At 68.7% G+C, this 15,032-nt stretch carries 13 protein-coding genes and 1 riboswitch; of the genes, 6 read left to right on the forward strand and 7 right to left on the reverse strand.

Translation table 11 applies throughout. The features are described from left to right. Positions 1 to 30 precede the first annotated feature (30 nt). Complete coding sequence (gene hslO, locus ACYVJH_RS13180; protein ID WP_460455107.1) at positions 31 to 924, reverse strand: Hsp33 family molecular chaperone HslO; 894 nt, start codon at positions 922 to 924, stop codon at positions 31 to 33. Between the two features lie 116 nt (positions 925 to 1,040). Between hslO and mtgA the strand changes: the two genes are divergently transcribed. From mtgA to ACYVJH_RS13195, 3 genes are all read left to right on the forward strand, one after another. Continuing rightward, entirely contained in the window at positions 1,041 to 1,748 is a 708-nt protein-coding gene (gene mtgA / locus ACYVJH_RS13185) for a monofunctional biosynthetic peptidoglycan transglycosylase (RefSeq protein ID WP_460455108.1), read from the forward strand. Between the two features lie 9 nt (positions 1,749 to 1,757). Further along, positions 1,758 to 2,696 (forward strand): glycosyltransferase family 2 protein, encoded by a 939-nt coding sequence (locus ACYVJH_RS13190; RefSeq protein WP_460455109.1) that lies wholly within the window; start codon positions 1,758 to 1,760, stop codon positions 2,694 to 2,696. Positions 2,697 to 2,795: 99 nt separating this feature from the next. Then, complete coding sequence (locus tag ACYVJH_RS13195) at positions 2,796 to 3,224, forward strand: CBS domain-containing protein (RefSeq protein ID WP_460455110.1); 429 nt, start codon at positions 2,796 to 2,798, stop codon at positions 3,222 to 3,224. Positions 3,225 to 3,233: 9 nt separating this feature from the next. Here ACYVJH_RS13195 and trhA read toward each other — a convergent pair whose 3' ends face one another. Genes trhA through ACYVJH_RS13210 form a run of 3 tightly spaced genes read right to left on the reverse strand, consistent with a single transcriptional unit; the run spans position 3,234 to position 6,664 of the window. Beyond that, positions 3,234 to 3,884 (reverse strand): PAQR family membrane homeostasis protein TrhA, encoded by a 651-nt coding sequence (gene trhA, locus ACYVJH_RS13200; RefSeq protein ID WP_460455111.1) that lies wholly within the window; start codon positions 3,882 to 3,884, stop codon positions 3,234 to 3,236. 55 nt (positions 3,885 to 3,939) lie between these two features. Further along, positions 3,940 to 5,544 (reverse strand): peptide chain release factor 3, encoded by a 1,605-nt coding sequence (locus ACYVJH_RS13205; protein ID WP_460455112.1) that lies wholly within the window; start codon positions 5,542 to 5,544, stop codon positions 3,940 to 3,942. A gap of 16 nt (positions 5,545 to 5,560) precedes the next feature. Further along, positions 5,561 to 6,664 (reverse strand): phytase, encoded by a 1,104-nt coding sequence (locus tag ACYVJH_RS13210; protein WP_460455113.1) that lies wholly within the window; start codon positions 6,662 to 6,664, stop codon positions 5,561 to 5,563. Between the two features lie 162 nt (positions 6,665 to 6,826). Then, positions 6,827 to 6,955, forward strand: a riboswitch (SAM riboswitch). A 75-nt stretch (positions 6,956 to 7,030) separates the two neighbouring features. Between ACYVJH_RS13210 and metX the strand changes: the two genes are divergently transcribed. From metX to ACYVJH_RS13225, 3 genes are read left to right on the forward strand one after another with little or no spacing between them, the layout of a single operon-like run. After that, positions 7,031 to 8,056, forward strand: a complete 1,026-nt coding sequence (gene metX / locus ACYVJH_RS13215) for a homoserine O-succinyltransferase MetX (protein ID WP_460455114.1) — start codon at positions 7,031 to 7,033, stop codon at positions 8,054 to 8,056. Further along, positions 8,053 to 9,246, forward strand: coding sequence for a cystathionine gamma-synthase (metB, locus tag ACYVJH_RS13220; protein ID WP_460455115.1), 1,194 nt, complete (start codon positions 8,053 to 8,055; stop codon positions 9,244 to 9,246). The genes metX and metB overlap by 4 nt, the downstream gene beginning before the upstream one ends. Continuing rightward, the gene (locus ACYVJH_RS13225; protein WP_460455116.1) at positions 9,243 to 10,295 is read left to right on the forward strand and encodes a homoserine dehydrogenase family protein; all 1,053 of its coding nucleotides are present in this window, start codon (positions 9,243 to 9,245) and stop codon (positions 10,293 to 10,295) included. The genes metB and ACYVJH_RS13225 overlap by 4 nt, the downstream gene beginning before the upstream one ends. A gap of 66 nt (positions 10,296 to 10,361) precedes the next feature. On the opposite strand, the gene ACYVJH_RS13230 is transcribed toward ACYVJH_RS13225, so the two are convergent. The 3 genes from ACYVJH_RS13230 to ACYVJH_RS13240 form a co-directional block, all read right to left on the reverse strand. Continuing rightward, a complete protein-coding gene (locus tag ACYVJH_RS13230) occupies positions 10,362 to 11,918 on the reverse strand; it encodes an inorganic phosphate transporter (protein WP_460455117.1) in 1,557 nt (518 codons plus the stop codon). A gap of 132 nt (positions 11,919 to 12,050) precedes the next feature. Then, positions 12,051 to 12,824, reverse strand: coding sequence for a M23 family metallopeptidase (locus tag ACYVJH_RS13235; RefSeq protein ID WP_460455118.1), 774 nt, complete (start codon positions 12,822 to 12,824; stop codon positions 12,051 to 12,053). Then, a complete protein-coding gene (locus tag ACYVJH_RS13240) occupies positions 12,821 to 15,028 on the reverse strand; it encodes a putative bifunctional diguanylate cyclase/phosphodiesterase (protein ID WP_460455119.1) in 2,208 nt (735 codons plus the stop codon). The genes ACYVJH_RS13235 and ACYVJH_RS13240 overlap by 4 nt, the downstream gene beginning before the upstream one ends. Positions 15,029 to 15,032: the final 4 nt, after the last annotated feature.

The following is a 15,032-nucleotide window of genomic DNA, read 5'->3' on the forward strand; positions in this document are numbered from 1 at the left end:
TTTTTAACAGGACGGCAAAGAGGGAGGGGGTTACTGCAGGCTGGTGGGGCCGGGCGCGGTGGGCCTGGGGCTGAACAAGGCCTCGATCTGTTCAGGTTCAAAGCGGTAGCCCTGCCCGCAGAAATCGCAGTGCACCTCGGCCACGCCGTCCCGCAGCGCGGCCCGGGCCTCGTCGGCGCCCAGCCCCCGCAACATCTCGGCCACCCGCTCGCGTGAACAGCTGCAGGCGAAGGCCAGCGGCCGGGTATCGAGCACCCGCACGTCTTCCTCGTGGAACAGGCGCCAGAGCAGGGTTTCGACCGGGGTCTGCGCCAGTTCGGGGCCGGCCAGGGTCTCGAACAGGGCCTGCACCCGCGCCCAGCCGTCGGGATCGCCGTGGCCGCCGGGCAGCTGCTGGAGCATGAGGCCGGCAGCGCGCCCTTCGCCGCTGGCCAGCAGGAGGCGGGTCGGCAATTGTTCGGATTGCTGGAAGTAGCCTTCGAAGGCATCGGCCAGGGTGTCGGCGTCCAGGCCAACCAGGCCCTGGTAGCGGGTGGGCTCGCGGCTGCCGGGCGGGGTGGATTCGATGGTGATCGCCAGCACCGAGCCGTCGCCGAAGGCACGCGGGCTCAGCGGTTCGGGCAACGGCTCCTCGAAGTGGGCGATGCCGCGCACGGTGTCCTGGGAGGTGCATTCGGCGAACAGGGTGCGCAGCGCGCCGGTGCCGCGCAGTTGCACGCTGAGCCGGCCGTTTATCTTGGCATGGCCGGTGAACAGCGCCGCCGCGGCGCAGGTTTCGCCCAGGCGGGCGGCCACCGACGCCGGGTAGTGGGCGCGGCCGGCGATCTGCTGCCAGGCCTCGTCCAGGTGCACGACGATGCCGCGAACGCCGGAGCGTTCAAGCATGAAGCGGGTAAGGGTGTCGGCATCAGGGTGTTTGTCCATGGGCCCATTTTACGTCCGCCAGCCTTGCCAGGAGTGCCTTGAGCCGCGAATCTTTTGACTTTGTCCCGTGCAAGGAAGAGATTCGCGGCTCAAGGCACTCCTGGCAAGGCGGGGCGATGACGGCTGGAAACAAACGGAAACGGCGGTGGCTGCGGCGGCTGCTGTGGCTACCGGTGTGGCTGGCCGTGATCATGCTCTTGCAGGTGGCGCCCTTGCGCTGGCTGGATCCGCCGACGTCGATGTTCATGCTGATCCGGCAGGCCGAAGGCATTGGCGAGCCGGGCTTCACGCTGCGCCAGGACTGGCGCGACGCCGGCGAGATTGCCGCCTGTCTGCCGATCTCGGTGGTGGCGGCGGAGGACCAGATGTTCCCGGATCATTCGGGCTTCGACCTGCGTGCGATTGAGAAGGCGCTCGATTCCAACGCCGAAGGCGGACGGGTGCGCGGGGCCAGCACGATCAGCCAGCAGGTGGCCAAGAACCTGTACCTGTGGGGCGGCGGCGGTTACCTGCGCAAGGGCATCGAGGCGATGTACACGGTGCTCATCGAAGCTTTCTGGTCCAAGCAGCGCATCCTCGAGGTGTACGTGAACATCGCCGAATTCGGGGATGGCATCTACGGGGCCCAGGCCGCCGCCGAGGCCCATTTCGGCAAACCCGCCAGCGCGCTGACCACTTACGAATGCGCCCTGCTCGCGGCGGTGCTGCCCAATCCCAAGCAATACAGCGCCGCCCGACCCGGTCCCTACGTGCAGCGGCGGGCGGCCTGGATCCAGCGGCAGGTGAGGCAGCTCGGTGGCCCGGCCTACCTCCAGTCGCAGTAAACTGACCAGATGCCGCCCCGCCAAACCCTGACCATCGTGATCGCCGCCTTCAACGAGGAGGCATCGCTGCCCGAGATGCACCGGCGGCTGGCCGCGGTGCTGGACGGGTTGGATGCGCAGGCGACGGTGCTGTACGTCGACGATGGCAGTCGCGACGGTACCTGGCAGGTGCTGCAGTCCCTGGCCACCGAAGATCCGCGCGTCCAGCTGCTGCGCCTTGCCCGCAATTTCGGCAAGGAGCTTGCCCTGACCGCCGGCCTGGACCACGTCGAGACCGAAGCGGCACTGGTGATCGACGCCGACGGCCAGGATCCGCCCGAACTCATCCCGCAGTTCGTGGCGAAGTGGCGCGAAGGTTTCGACGTTGTTTACGGCACCCGCATCCGGCGCGACGGCGAAAGCTGGTTGAAGCGATTCACCGCGGCGGCGTTCTACCGGGTGATGACGCGGCTTTCGCACACGTCCATTCCCCCCGACACCGGCGATTTCCGGCTGATGTCGCGGCCGGTCCTTGATGCGCTTGGGCAAGTGCGCGAACGCCAGCGTTTCATGAAGGGCTTGTTCACCTGGGTGGGTTTCCGGCAGGTGGCATTGCCCTACGACCGCGCGCCGCGCCTGGCCGGTGGCAGCAAGTTCAATTATTGGCGGCTGTGGAACCTGGCGCTGGAAGGCATCACCAGTTTTTCCACGGTGCCGCTGCGCCTGGCCACCTACGTCGGCGTGCTTACCGCGCTGGGCGCGTTCACCTGGGGTCTGTGGATCGTCGCGCGCACCGTGCTCTGGGGCGATCCGGTGGAAGGTTGGCCGTCGCTGATGACGGTGATGCTGTTCCTGGGCGGGGTGCAGCTGGTGGCGCTGGGCATCATTGGCGAGTACCTGGGCCGGCTTTACATCGAGGTGAAGCAGCGGCCGCTGTACCTGGTCTCGGAGGCCAGGCTGCCCCGGTAGGGGCGGGTGCAATTTCCCGCCGGGAATTGCCCCCTTCCCGGTCCCCATCGCCGCCATCCCGGCGTATATTGGCCCCAGGGAATCACGGAGGGCCGCTGCATGCGCAACGTCAACCAGATCCTGGCCGGCAAGGCTGACCGCCTGGTCACCGTGCCCAGGGAGGCCCCGGTGCTGGAAGTCATCCGGCTGATGGCGGAGAACCACATCGGTTCGGTGCTGGTGATGCAGGGCGACGAACTTGTCGGCATTGCCACCGAGCGCGATTACGCCCGCAAGGTCATCCTTCAGGGACGCTCCTCGGCGCAGACACCGGTCGGTGAAATCATGTCGCATCCGGTGGTGACCGTCGGGCCAACCGACACCGCCCAGACCTGCATGGCCGTCATGACCGACCGCCGCATCCGCCACCTGCCGGTGATCGACGGCGAAAGGGTCGTCGGCATGGTGTCCATCGGCGACCTGGTCAAGGCCGTCATCGAGGACCAGCGCCTCGAGATCGAACAGCTGCAGCAGTACATCGCCAGCTGAGGGCTGCTCTCAGTTCGGGACGACGTGCTGGGTTACCGCGACGAAGTGGCAGGCGCTGCCGCCCAGCACGAAACCGTGCCAGATGGCGTGCGCGAACGGGATGCGCTTGTGCATGTAGAAGTACGTGCCGGCCGTGTAGGAGAGTCCGCCCGCCAGCAGCCACAGGATGGTGTCCATCGGCACCTGGCGCAGGAAGGGGCCCAGGGCGGTGACCAGCATCCAGCCCATGCCCAGGTAGATGGCGGTTGAAAGCCCCTTGAACCGGCCGGTGAAGAACAACTTGAACACCACGCCGGCCATGGCCAGGGTCCAGATGGCCGCGAACAGCCACCAGCCGCCGTCCTCGCGCAGCCCGACCAGGGTAAAGGGCGTATAGGTGCCGGCGATGAGGATGAAGATCGCGCAGTGGTCGAACACCTTCAGCCGGCCGCGCCAGGCCAGGTTGCTGGTGACGTGGTAGAGCGTTGATGCCAGGTAGAGCAGGAAAAGCGAGGCACTGAACACGATCGCGCCCGCCAGCTGCCATCCGTTCCCGAACGACGCCGAAAGCGTGACCAGCACCGAACCACCGGCCAGCGCGGCCAGCGCCCCCAGCCCGTGGCTGATGGCGTTGGCGAGTTCCTCGCGCGGGGATTCGTGGTCTTTTTCGTATTCGGTCATGGTTCGAGCATGCGCCTGCGATCTGGAGCTGACGCTCCATTTTTGTGGGGCCGCCTCAATCGACGGCCAGGGCCTGTGCGTGCTCGCGGGTGGCGGCGAACTCGAAGTCGGGCCAGCGTTCCTGGGTCAGCTGCAGGTTCACACGGGAGGGTGCCAGGTAAACCAGCTGGCCGGCGGCGTCCACGGCCAGGTGGCTGGCGTTCTTCTCGCGGAACTCTTCCATCTTCTTCGGCGTGCCGCCCTTGACCCAGCGGGCGGTGGCGACCGACACCGGCTCGAAGCTGGCATCGACGCTGTATTCGTCCTTCAGCCGGTAGGCCACCACGTCAAACTGCAGCATGCCCACGGCGCCCAGGATCAAGTCGTTGGACATCAGCGGCCGGAAGAACTGCGTGGCGCCTTCCTCGGAAAGCTGGGCCAGGCCCTTTTGCAGCTGCTTGAGCTTGAGCGGGTCGCGCAGGCGCGCGCGCCGGAACAGTTCGGGGGCGAAGTTGGGGATGCCGGTGAAACCCATCGATTCGCCGGTGCTGAAGGTGTCGCCGATGGAGATGGTTCCGTGGTTGTGCAGTCCGATCACGTCGCCCGGGTAGGCGGTTTCGGCGATCTCTCGGTCGCTGGCCATGAACGTCAGTGCGTTGGCCAGTTTGTGGTCCTTGCCGCTGCGCACGTGGAAGGCCTTCATGCCGCTTTCGTAGTGGCCCGAACACACGCGCAGGAAGGCCACGCGGTCGCGGTGCTGCGGGTCCATGTTGGCCTGGATCTTGAACACGAAGCCGGTGAAGGGTTCTTCCTCGGGCTTGACCACGCGCGTGGTGGTGGGGCGCGGAAGCGGTGACGGGGCGTGCTCGACGAAGAAGTCGAGCAGCGGCTGCACGCCGAAGTTGTTCACGGCCGAGCCGAAGAATACCGGCGTCTGCTTGCCGGCCAGGTAGGCCTGCTTGTCGAAGGCGTGCGAGGCGCCCTGCACCAGGTCCAGTTCGTCGCGCAGATCGGCCAGCATCTTCTCGCCGATGCGTTCGGCCAGGCCGGGCGCGTCGATGGAGGCGAAGATGGTGCTGTCCTGGCGGGTGAAGTTGCGGCCCTGTTCGTACAGGTGCACTTCGCCGCTGATCAGGTGAACCACGCCCTTGAGGCGCTGGCCCATGCCGATCGGCCAGGTGATGGGGGCGCATTCGATGCCGAGCACGCTTTCGACTTCGTCGAGTAGTTCGATCGGTTCCTTGCCCTCGCGGTCGAGCTTGTTGATGAAGGTCATGATCGCCGTATCGCGCAGCCGGCAGACCTCCATCAGTTTGATCGTGCGGTCCTCGACGCCCTTGGCGACGTCGATCACCATCAGCGCGCTGTCGACGGCGGTGAGCACCCGGTAGGTGTCCTCGCCGAAGTCGGCGTGGCCCGGGGTGTCGAGCAGGTTGACGATGCGGCCCTCGTAGGGGAACTGCATCACCGAGCTGGTGACCGAGATGCCGCGTTCCTTCTCCAGCGCCATCCAGTCCGACGTGGCATGGCGGGCGGCCTTGCGGCCCTTCACCGAGCCGGCCATCTGGATGGCGCCACCGAACAGCAGCAGCTTTTCGGTCAGCGTGGTCTTGCCGGCGTCGGGATGCGAAATGATCGCGAACGTTCGGCGGCGGCGGGTTTCGGTCAGATGGTCGGCCATAAGCCGGCCATTATAGCTACTCGCAGCTTCGGCGGATTGAGAGCACCCGGGCGATGTCCTGCCAGTCGAAAGCGGCCACGCCGGCGTCGTCATGGGCCGCGAAAAGCGCGCCGTAGGGGAACCGGCGGGTCGCCGAGGCGTGCAGCCAGATGCCGTCGGTCATGGCGGTTTTCTCTCCGGTGATACTGCCCAGGTAGCCCAGTTCGCGGCGGTCGAAGACGTGGAAGACGGTCAGGTCGCGCGCCTGGTCGGTGGTGATCCAGTAGCCGCTGCCGTCCGGGCAAGCCCACAGGGCCACGCCCTCGGCCTGCGCCCGGAAGCGTTCGCGCGGCAGGTTGGTGCCGGCGTAGTTGCCGGCCAGGTCGTAGACGCGCAGCGTGGTGCCCACGCGCAGGTCTTCTTCGGCGATGAGCAGGCGATCGTGCATCGGGTCGCCGGCGATCGATTCGACCATGCGCAGGGCGCCGGCCTCGGTGGTGTCGCCGAAGTGGCCCAGGTACTCGCTTTCCAGTCCGCCCATCGGCGGAATCCGCAGGCGGAAGCGCTTCACGCGCTCGTCCAGTTCGTGCATCGGCGGCAGGGTTTCGGTGCGGTAATCGGCCATGAAGCTGTCGGTGACCAACAACTGCAGCTCGCCCGGCGCCGTTTCGTTCAACCACAGGCCGTAGGGACTGCGCAGCACGTCCTGGCCGATCATCGCCACCGGTTCGAAGTCGGGCAGGCGCAATACCTGCACCCGGTGGTTGTCGCGTTCGACCACGAACACCAGGTCTCCGAAAACCGAGATGCCATTGGGGCGGTTGAATTGCCTGGGACCGTCGCCGCGTTCTCCGAACGCCAGCCGGTAATCGCCGTCGTCGCCGTCGAACACGACCAGTTGGTGGCTCTTCTTGCCGGTGGCTATCAGCCAGGTGTGGCCTTCGGGCGTGGTCCAGCTGGCGACCGAGTCGATTTCATGCTCGGGCATTTCCGTGCTGAGGAAGGCCTCGGGCACTGGTGCCGAGTCGGCGCCGAAGACGTCGGGCATGGGCCGCGACGACGGATCCGGCTGCGGCGGGGCCGGCACGCTGGCGCAAGCGGCCAGCAGCAGGGAGAGGACCAGGGCAAGGACGGTACGCATGGGGCAGGAGTATAGGGGACGGAGCGGGTTCGGCTCGCGGCCATGGCCGCGCCCGGCCCCGGGGGAGGGGAGCCGGTCGACCGCCGCCCCCAGCATAGCTATCGCTTCATCGGCATGAAGCGATTGACAAGCTGGCGCGGGGCGGGCAAAGTCGGCCTCGCAATCCCATCGAGACCGGCTGAGGGGTAGGCCCAATGACGCCGGGGCAACCCATGCACGAGCAATCGCGCATGAAGGTGCCAATTCCTGCGGGGGCGTCCGGATGGTCCGGCGCTCGCCGAAAGATGGGTCGTGTTTCCCCCGCGCCGGGGGCTGCCCGACTTCTTTCACCGCCGGACTCCCTGGGTTTGCCCCAAGGAGCCCGTCATGTCCCTGAGTTGCCCCGAAACCCACGCCGACGCTGCGCCCCTGGTCGCGGCCGCCCCGCCATCGTCACCGTCACCGTCACCGTCCGCGCGGCGATTCCTGCTGGAAGTTGACCTGCCGATGCGACATGCCGGACGACGCCGGCTGCGCCTGCGCGGCGAATGGCGGGGTCCGGCGGACGCGCCCTGGATCGTGGTGGCGGGAGGAATCTCCGCGGGCCGCAAGGTCGCGAACGATAGCCGCGGCGAAGGCTGGTGGCCGGCCCAGGTCGGTCCGGCGCGCGCGATCGACACCAACCGCCACCGCGTCCTGGCCATTGACTGGATCGGTGCCGACGGCTGCCTCGACCAGCCCATCGATCCCGCCGACCAGGCCGATGCGCTGGCCGCGGTACTAGATCGCCTGGACGTGCCGAGGCTTGGCGCATACGTGGGCGCCAGCTACGGCGCCATGGTCGGGCTGCAGTTCGCGGCCCGCCACGGGAACCGGCTCGATCGCCTGGTGGCGATCTCCGGTGCCCATCGCCCGCACCCTTACGCCAGCGCCTGGCGTGCACTGCAGCGGCAGGTCGTGGCCCTGGGCCGGGAAGAAGGGCAGGTGTCGCGGGCGCTCTCGCTGGCGCGGCAGTGGGCCATGCTGAGCTACCGCACGCCGGAAGAATTCGCCGCCCGCTTCGATGCGCCCGCCGTCCTTGACGGCGAGCGCGCCCGCGTGGCCGCCGAGGACTACCTGGCCCACTGCGGCCAGCGGTATGCGGCGCGCTGGTGCAGCACCGCCTTCCTGCGCCTGTCCGAATCGATAGACCTGCAGCAGCTCGACCCCGGCGGCATCACCGTGCCCACAACCGTCGTGGCCATTGCCGAAGACCGGCTGGTGCCGCTGTCGGACCTGCAGGCCCTGGTTGAATCCCTGGGCGGACCCGCCCGCCTGCGCGTGCTGCGTTCGCCCTATGGCCACGACGCCTTCCTCAAGGAGGACGCCGCTGTTGCCCGGGTCCTGCGCGAAAGCCTGGAGGTGGCGGCATGAGCACCTGTTGCCCCGCCACCGCCGCCGTGCGCGCCGGCATCGACGCCGACACCGCCTTTGGCGCCGTCACGCCGCCGCTGGTGCTGTCGAGCAATTTCAGCTTCGAAGGATTCGACCGCAAACGTCGCTACGACTACACCCGCAGCGGCAATCCCACCCGCGACCTGCTGGCCGGGGCACTGGCCGAACTCGAAGGCGGCGCCGGCGCCGTGGTCACCGCCACCGGCATGGCGGCGGTGGCCCTGGTGGCCGAAGCCCTGCTGCAGCCGGGCGACCGGCTGGTGGTGACGCGCGATTGTTATGGAGGCAGCTGGCGCCTGTTCGACGCGCTGGCGCGCAAGGGGCGCTTCGAGCTGGAACTGGTGGACCTGGGCGACCCGGTCGCGCTGGCCGCCGCCCTGTCGCGGCCGGCACGGCTGGTCTGGGTGGAAACGCCGTCGAACCCGCTGCTGCGCATCACCGACCTGCGCGCCGCGGCGCTGGCGGCACATGCCAATGGCGCCCTGTTGCTGGTGGACAACACCTTCCTCTCGCCGGCCCTGCAGCGCCCCATCGATTTCGGCGCCGACCTGGTCCTGCACTCGACGACCAAGTACATCAACGGCCACAGCGACGTCGTCGGCGGTGCCGTGGTTGCGCGCGATCCGGCCCTGGTCGAAACCCTTGCCTGGTGGGCGAATGCGCTGGGGCTTGCCGGGTCGCCCTTCGACAGCTTCCTTACCCTGCGCGGCTTGCGCACGCTCGACGCGCGCCTGCGCGTTCACCAGGAAAACGCCGCGGCCCTGGCCGAACGTTTCGCCCGGCACCCGGCCATCGGCGCCGTGCATTACCCCGGCCTGGCCTCGCATCCGGGCCATCGCCTGGCCGCGCGCCAGCAGCGTGGCTTCGGCGCCATGCTGGCGTTCGAACTGCACGGCGGCGTGCCGGCGGTGCAGGCGTTCCTGGCGCCCTTGCGCCACGTCACGCTCGCCGAATCACTCGGCGGCGTCGAAAGCCTGGTAGCGCACCCCGCGACGATGACCCACGCGGCGATGTCGGTCGATGCCCGCCGCGCCGCCGGTATCGGCGACGGCCTGCTGCGGCTGTCGGTCGGCATCGAGGCCCTGGACGACCTGGAAGCCGACCTGGTGCAGGCGCTGGATGCCGCCTGCCCGGTTCGCGCGCCCGCCGCCGCGGGAGGCCTGGCATGAGCGCCCGTCGCGATCACTTGCCGCTGGCCCCGCGCCGGCTGGCCCTGCTGGGCGCTGGCACGGTGGGCGGCGCCCTGCTGCAGCGCCTGGCGGCCGCACCGTCGCTGCCGCTGGCGCTATGCCTGGTGGCGACGTCGCGCCGGCGCCGCGTGGCGCCCGGTGGACTCGATGCCGCGTGTGTTGCGCGGGAGCTGGCCGGGGGCGAGGCCCACGACGGCGGTGGTGAACTGCCCGACTGGTTCCGCCCCGGCGACGTCGTGGTGGATGCCAGCGCCAGCGATGCCCTGGCCGACTGGCATGCACGCTGGCTGCGCCGTGGCCTGCACGTCGTTACTGCCAACAAGCTGGGCCTGGGCGGTCCCTTGTTTCGCCAGCAGCGCATCCGCCGGCAGCTGGGGCAGGGCGCCGTGTACGGCGACGCCGCGACCGTCGGCGCGGGCTTGCCGCTGCTTCGCAGCGTGCGCGAGTTGATCGACGGTGGCGACCAGGTCACGGCGCTGGCCGGCGTGCTGTCGGGCACCCTGGCCTGGCTGTTCGACGGTTACGACGGTCATGCGCCCTTCTCGCAGCGTGTCCGCGAAGCGGTCGCCCGTGGCTACGCCGAACCCGATCCGCGCGTCGACCTGTCCGGCGAGGACGTGCGGCGCAAGCTGCTGATCCTGGCGCGCTCGGCGGGTCGCGGCCTGGAAAGCGCCGAGGTGCAGGTGGAGTCGCTGCTGACGCCTGCCCTGCAGCAGGCAGATGACCCACCGGACCGGGATGCCGCGCTGGCGTCACTCGACGCCGTGTTGGCTGCGCGTGCCCGGGCGGCCGCGGCCGGGGGCAGGGTGCTTCGTTACGTTGCGAGGCTCGATGGCGACGGCGCCCGCATCGGCCTTGAGGCACTGTCGCGGGACGACGCCCTGGCCCAGGGCGGCGCCTGCGACAACCGCGTCGCGATCTGGAGCTGCCGCTACGCCGAACGGCCCCTGGTGATCCAGGGGCCCGGGGCTGGCGCCGGCGTCACCGCCGCCGCGCTGCTCGACGACATCCTGCGCGCCCTCGCATGAAGGTGGACGACGGGCTCGGCGGGCGCGAAAAAACAGCCAGGCCCACTACCCGTCATCGAGGCGGGCTCAGCCCAGGGCGACGCCGCGGATCATGAAGAAGATGCCCGCGGCCATCAGCGCCGAAGCCGGCACCGTGACGATCCATGCGGCCACGACCTTGAGCATGATCGAGCGCTTGACCAGTGCCTCTTTGTGGTAGCGGCGCAGGCTCTTGCGTTCCTGCTTGGAAATCGGGGTCAGGCCGGCCTTGCCCTGGCGCTTGAGCTCCTTGATCATCTGCGACTTCTCGGCGCGCGAGGCGGCTTCGAATCGGCTGAAGAAGGCCTCCACCTCGTGCCGCTCGGTTTCGTGCGCGGCGTGGTGGGCCTCGATCTCGGCGATGATGCGCTGGTAGTTGGCCTTGAGGTATTCGCGCAGGAAACCGACGCCGAACACCGCACCGATGGTGACGTGGGTGGTGGAAATCGGCAGGCCCAGCTGGGAAGCCACGATGACCGTCAGGGTGGCCGCCATGGCGATGCAGTAGGCGCGCATCGGGTCGATGTCGGTGATCTCGTTGCCGACCGTCTTGATCAGCCGCGGCCCGTACAGGGCCAGGCCGACCGACAGGCCGATGGCGCCCAGCAGCATCACCCACAGCGGCACCGCGACCTTGCCGTGCACGCCGGCGCTGATCAGCGCGTCATGGATGGCCGCCAGGGGGCCGATGGCATTGGCCACGTCGTTGGAGCCGTGGGCGAAGCTGAGCAGGGCCGCCGCCGCCATCAGTGGCAGGGTGAACAGGCGGTTGACCGAGTCGCGGTCGTTCTGCATGGACGCCGCACGCCTGGAGATGGCCGCCTTCACCAGCACGTAGGCCAGCACGCCCGCGACGGCGCCGATGCCAAGGGCCGGAAGGATGTCGACCTTCACCAGGGCGCCCAGGCCCTTGACGCACAGGTAGGTAACGAAGGACCAGGCCATCAGCGCCAGCAGCACGGGCACGGTCTGCCCGGAGGCGGCGACCAGGTCCGAGCGGTAGGTGATGCGGCGTTTGATCAGGTACAGCAGGCCGGCGGCGATCAGGCCGCCCATGACCGGCGAAACCACCCAGCTGGCGGCAATGCTGCCCATGGTGCCCCAGTTGGCGACACCCCAGCCGGCGGCGGCGATGCCGCCACCCAGGACGCCACCGACGATGGAATGGGTGGTCGAGACCGGCGCGCCGATGGCGGTGGCCAGGTTGAGCCACAGGGCCGCCGCCAGCAGCGCCGACATCATCAGCCAGACGAAGGCCCCCGCGTCGGCGATGTTCGCCGGGTCGATGATCCCGCCCTTGATCGTTCCGACGACTTCACCGCCGGCGATGATCGCGCCGGCCGCTTCGAAAACCGCGGCGATCGCGATCGCCGTCGTCAGTTTCATCGCCCGGGCGCCGACCGCGGGGCCAACGTTGTTGGCGACGTCGTTGGCGCCGATGTTCATCGCCATGTAGGCGCCGAACGCCGCCGCCACCACCAGGGTCAGGCTGATGTGCCCGAACTGCCACCAGACGTAGGCGCTGGACAGCACCACGAACAGGATGGCCAGGGCCAGTCGGATCACGCTGAAGCGAGACGGGGCAGCGACGTTTTCAGGGTTCATGCGGGGAAGCACGTGGCAAGAGAGCGCACAGGATGCCAGATTCCCTGAACCGGGGTCAGGGCCGCATCTCCCCTGCGTGCCCATGGAAGCCTGCCGGTGACGTCGCCGGAAAGCCGGCTCAGCCCCGGTCTATCAGCGTTTCAGGGGCAGGTAGCCGTTGGGGCCGATCATCCGGAAGGGCACCGACACCAGGCGCATGCCGCCATTCACCTGCACCGCGAAGTGCAGGTGCGGGCCGCTTGAGAAGCCGGTGCTGCCGGCATAGCCGAGCACCTGGCCAAGGTGCACGCGGTCGCCGGCGCGCACGCTGACGCCGCCCTCCTGCAGGTGGGCATAAAGCGCCATCGAGCCGTCCTCGTGCAGCACGCGGACAAAATTGGCCTGGTCGGCCAGGGACCGGTCGGCGCCACCTTCGGCGTGCCCCGACATCGTCGCCACCACCGTGCCGCCCCGGGCAGCCAGCACCGGGGTGCCTTCGTCCACGATCAGGTCGACGGCGTAGCGATTGGCTTCGTCACCGTGGCTCCAGCCGCCGTGGAAACCCTGGCCGAGCTCAAAGCCCGACTCTTCCACCGGCAGGGAATAAACCACGTCGCGCGCCCGGGCGTGCGGCGGGCCGGGCACGGCAAGCAGCCGCAGCTCGTGCCGCGCGCCTTCGGCCACGGGCCACAAGCGGACCATCGTGGCCTGCTCGCCAGGCGCCAGCACCCGTCGCTGCGGCAGGCCCGGCTCGCTGTCCATGCCCCGCCACTGGTCGGCCAGCAGCTCGACCTCGATCGGTCCACTGCTGCGATTGGTGGCAACGGCCACCTGCTCACCGCCCTGGCGGTGCACGGACAGCTGCGCCAGTTCGGCCGCGCCGACGGGCAGGGAAATCAGCGCGAGCAGGGCCAGGGCGGGTTTCATTGTTTGCCAGTGTCCGCCAATCCGAAATATTCGTCGATAGGCGTCGGTGCGTCGAAGGCGAAACCCTGCCCGAAATCCACGCCAAGGGCCTTCAGTGCCTGGCGCTGGGCTTCGGTTTCGGTGTGTTCGGCAATCGACTTCTTGTCGAGAACGTGGGCGATTTCGTTGATCGATCGCACCACCGCCTCGGCCATCGGTGAATGGTGCATGTCGCGTACGAAGCTGCCGTCGATCTTGAAGTAGTCCACGTCCAGCGCGCGCAGGTAGTTGAACGAGCAGAACCCGGTGCCGAAATCGTCCAGGGCGAACCGGCAGCCCACTTCGCGCAGCTGGTTGATGAAACGCTGCGCCCGGGCCAGGTCGCGCACGGCGCTGGTTTCGGTCAGCTCGAAACACAGCTTGCTGGGCGGGAAGCTGCTGCGTCGCAGGCGTTCGGCGACGAAGCCGATGAAGCCTTCGTCGATCACTGCCTCGCCCGACAGGTTGATGCAGCACGTCTGGATCGTCGCCGCCGACTCGGGGTGGTTCTCAAGCCAGGCCAGGGTCTGGCTTATCACCTCGCGGTCGATGCGCGTGCCGAGCCGGAAACGTTCGGCCGCGGGCATGAACTGTGCCGGTTCCAGGCGTTCGCCGGTCCGCGGGTCGTGCAGCCGCAGCAGCACTTCGAAATGCCGGCCCGTCCCGGCGCCCGGCTGCAGCGGCACGATGGACTGGCAGTAAAGGGCCAGGGTGTTCTTCTCCAGTGCCTCGCGGATGCGAACCACCCAGCGCATGGCCGCGGTGCGGTCGAGCAGTTCGCCTGCGTCCAGGCTGGCCAGGCAGACGCGGTTGCCGCCCTGTTCCTTGGCGGTGAAGCAGGCGGCGTCGGCCTGGGACAGCAGCTGCGCGTAGTCGGCCTGGCCGGGCAGGAAGGTAACGATGCCGACGCTGGCGGTGGTGCCCAGCATCTGGCCGTTCCAACCGCAGCGATAGCCTTCGATGGCACGCAGCAGGGCGCGCATGCGGTCTTCGGCGACCATCGGCGTGCAGTTGCGCAGCAGCAGCGCGAATTCGTCGCCGCCTGTGCGGGCGAGGTGGTCGTCCGGCCGCATGTGCGCCGAAATGACGCCGGCGACGCCGCGGATCAGCTGGTCGCCGGCGGCATGGCTGGCGGTGTCGTTGATCAGCTTGAGGTGGTCCAGGTCGAGGTAGGCCAGCGCCATCGGCACCGTGGACGTTTCGGCCAGCACCGGCCGCATGCCTTCTTCGAAGGCGTTGCGGTTCTCCAGGCCGGTCAGCGGGTCGACGTTGGCGCGGTACTTGAGCACGCCGGCCGCGACCCGCTGCTGGTGCATGGCGAAAGCCAGCATCAGCGGCAGCGCCGCCACTTCGACCAGGAACACCAGCAGGTAGAGACTGTCGAGCGGGTCGGTGGCGCGCGGGTAACCGGCGGTGCCAAAGCCTGCCAGCCCGGCGATGAGCAGCATGGTCAGCGCGCTGGCGATGGCCGTGAAACGGGGTGGGAGGCGAACCGCGCTCCAGACCATCACGCCCAGCGGCAACGCCACCAGGCCAAGCGCGTAATGGCCGCCGTAACTTCCGCCCCAGGCCATCAGCAGGTAGCTGGCCATCAGCGCGATGTTCCAGCCCAGGCGTTCGGCCTCCGAGGCGTACTCGCTGTCGGGAAACCGCCGGCGCTGGCCGGCCTGGCCCGGCAGCAGCAGCATCACCGCCGGCGCGATGCTGGTGGCGCCCAGCAGGTCGCCCAGCAGCCAGCGCCCGGCCGAGGCCGGCAATTGTTCCGTGAGGATCATGCCGGCGTGGAACATGCCGGCGGTGCCGATCAGCGCGCTGACCGTCGCCATCACCAGCGAGCCGCCAAGGGCGTGCAGGCCGAAACGCACGGTCAGCAGGTCATCCATGGGCTGCCGGCGCATCAGCCAGGCGCCGGCCATTACGCCCAGCAGGTTCGAGGCCATCGACCAGACGATGAAGGTGCGCGGCACCGGTTCGAACAGCAGGTGCACCAGCAGCGTGCCCAACGGCACGAACCAGGCGACCCGCAGGCCGTAGCGCAGCACGCCGGCCAGGCCGATGCCCGCCGCTGGCCAGAACAGGGCTACTTCGTCGGGCCCGCCGCGCAACAGGCTGGAATAGGCGCCGCCGGCGACGTAAAGCGCCAACAGGACCAGCACGACGGTAATCCGACGCAGCGACGCGGGCATGTCC

Source organism: Arenimonas aestuarii, assembly GCF_054781715.1.

What these genes read in the sequence shown, in the direction of transcription:
- hslO (WP_460455107.1), bottom strand. Translation starts at nt 924, where the DNA reads ATGGACAAACACCCTGATGCCGACACCCTTACCCGCTTCATGCTTGAA.
- mtgA (WP_460455108.1), top strand. Translation starts at nt 1,041, where the DNA reads ATGACGGCTGGAAACAAACGGAAACGGCGGTGGCTGCGGCGGCTGCTG.
- ACYVJH_RS13190 (WP_460455109.1), top strand. Translation starts at nt 1,758, where the DNA reads ATGCCGCCCCGCCAAACCCTGACCATCGTGATCGCCGCCTTCAACGAG.
- ACYVJH_RS13195 (WP_460455110.1), top strand. Translation starts at nt 2,796, where the DNA reads ATGCGCAACGTCAACCAGATCCTGGCCGGCAAGGCTGACCGCCTGGTC.
- trhA (WP_460455111.1), bottom strand. Translation starts at nt 3,884, where the DNA reads ATGACCGAATACGAAAAAGACCACGAATCCCCGCGCGAGGAACTCGCC.
- ACYVJH_RS13205 (WP_460455112.1), bottom strand. Translation starts at nt 5,544, where the DNA reads ATGGCCGACCATCTGACCGAAACCCGCCGCCGCCGAACGTTCGCGATC.
- ACYVJH_RS13210 (WP_460455113.1), bottom strand. Translation starts at nt 6,664, where the DNA reads ATGCGTACCGTCCTTGCCCTGGTCCTCTCCCTGCTGCTGGCCGCTTGC.
- metX (WP_460455114.1), top strand. Translation starts at nt 7,031, where the DNA reads ATGTCCCTGAGTTGCCCCGAAACCCACGCCGACGCTGCGCCCCTGGTC.
- metB (WP_460455115.1), top strand. Translation starts at nt 8,053, where the DNA reads ATGAGCACCTGTTGCCCCGCCACCGCCGCCGTGCGCGCCGGCATCGAC.
- ACYVJH_RS13225 (WP_460455116.1), top strand. Translation starts at nt 9,243, where the DNA reads ATGAGCGCCCGTCGCGATCACTTGCCGCTGGCCCCGCGCCGGCTGGCC.
- ACYVJH_RS13230 (WP_460455117.1), bottom strand. Translation starts at nt 11,918, where the DNA reads ATGAACCCTGAAAACGTCGCTGCCCCGTCTCGCTTCAGCGTGATCCGA.
- ACYVJH_RS13235 (WP_460455118.1), bottom strand. Translation starts at nt 12,824, where the DNA reads ATGAAACCCGCCCTGGCCCTGCTCGCGCTGATTTCCCTGCCCGTCGGC.
- ACYVJH_RS13240 (WP_460455119.1), bottom strand. Translation starts at nt 15,028, where the DNA reads ATGCCCGCGTCGCTGCGTCGGATTACCGTCGTGCTGGTCCTGTTGGCG.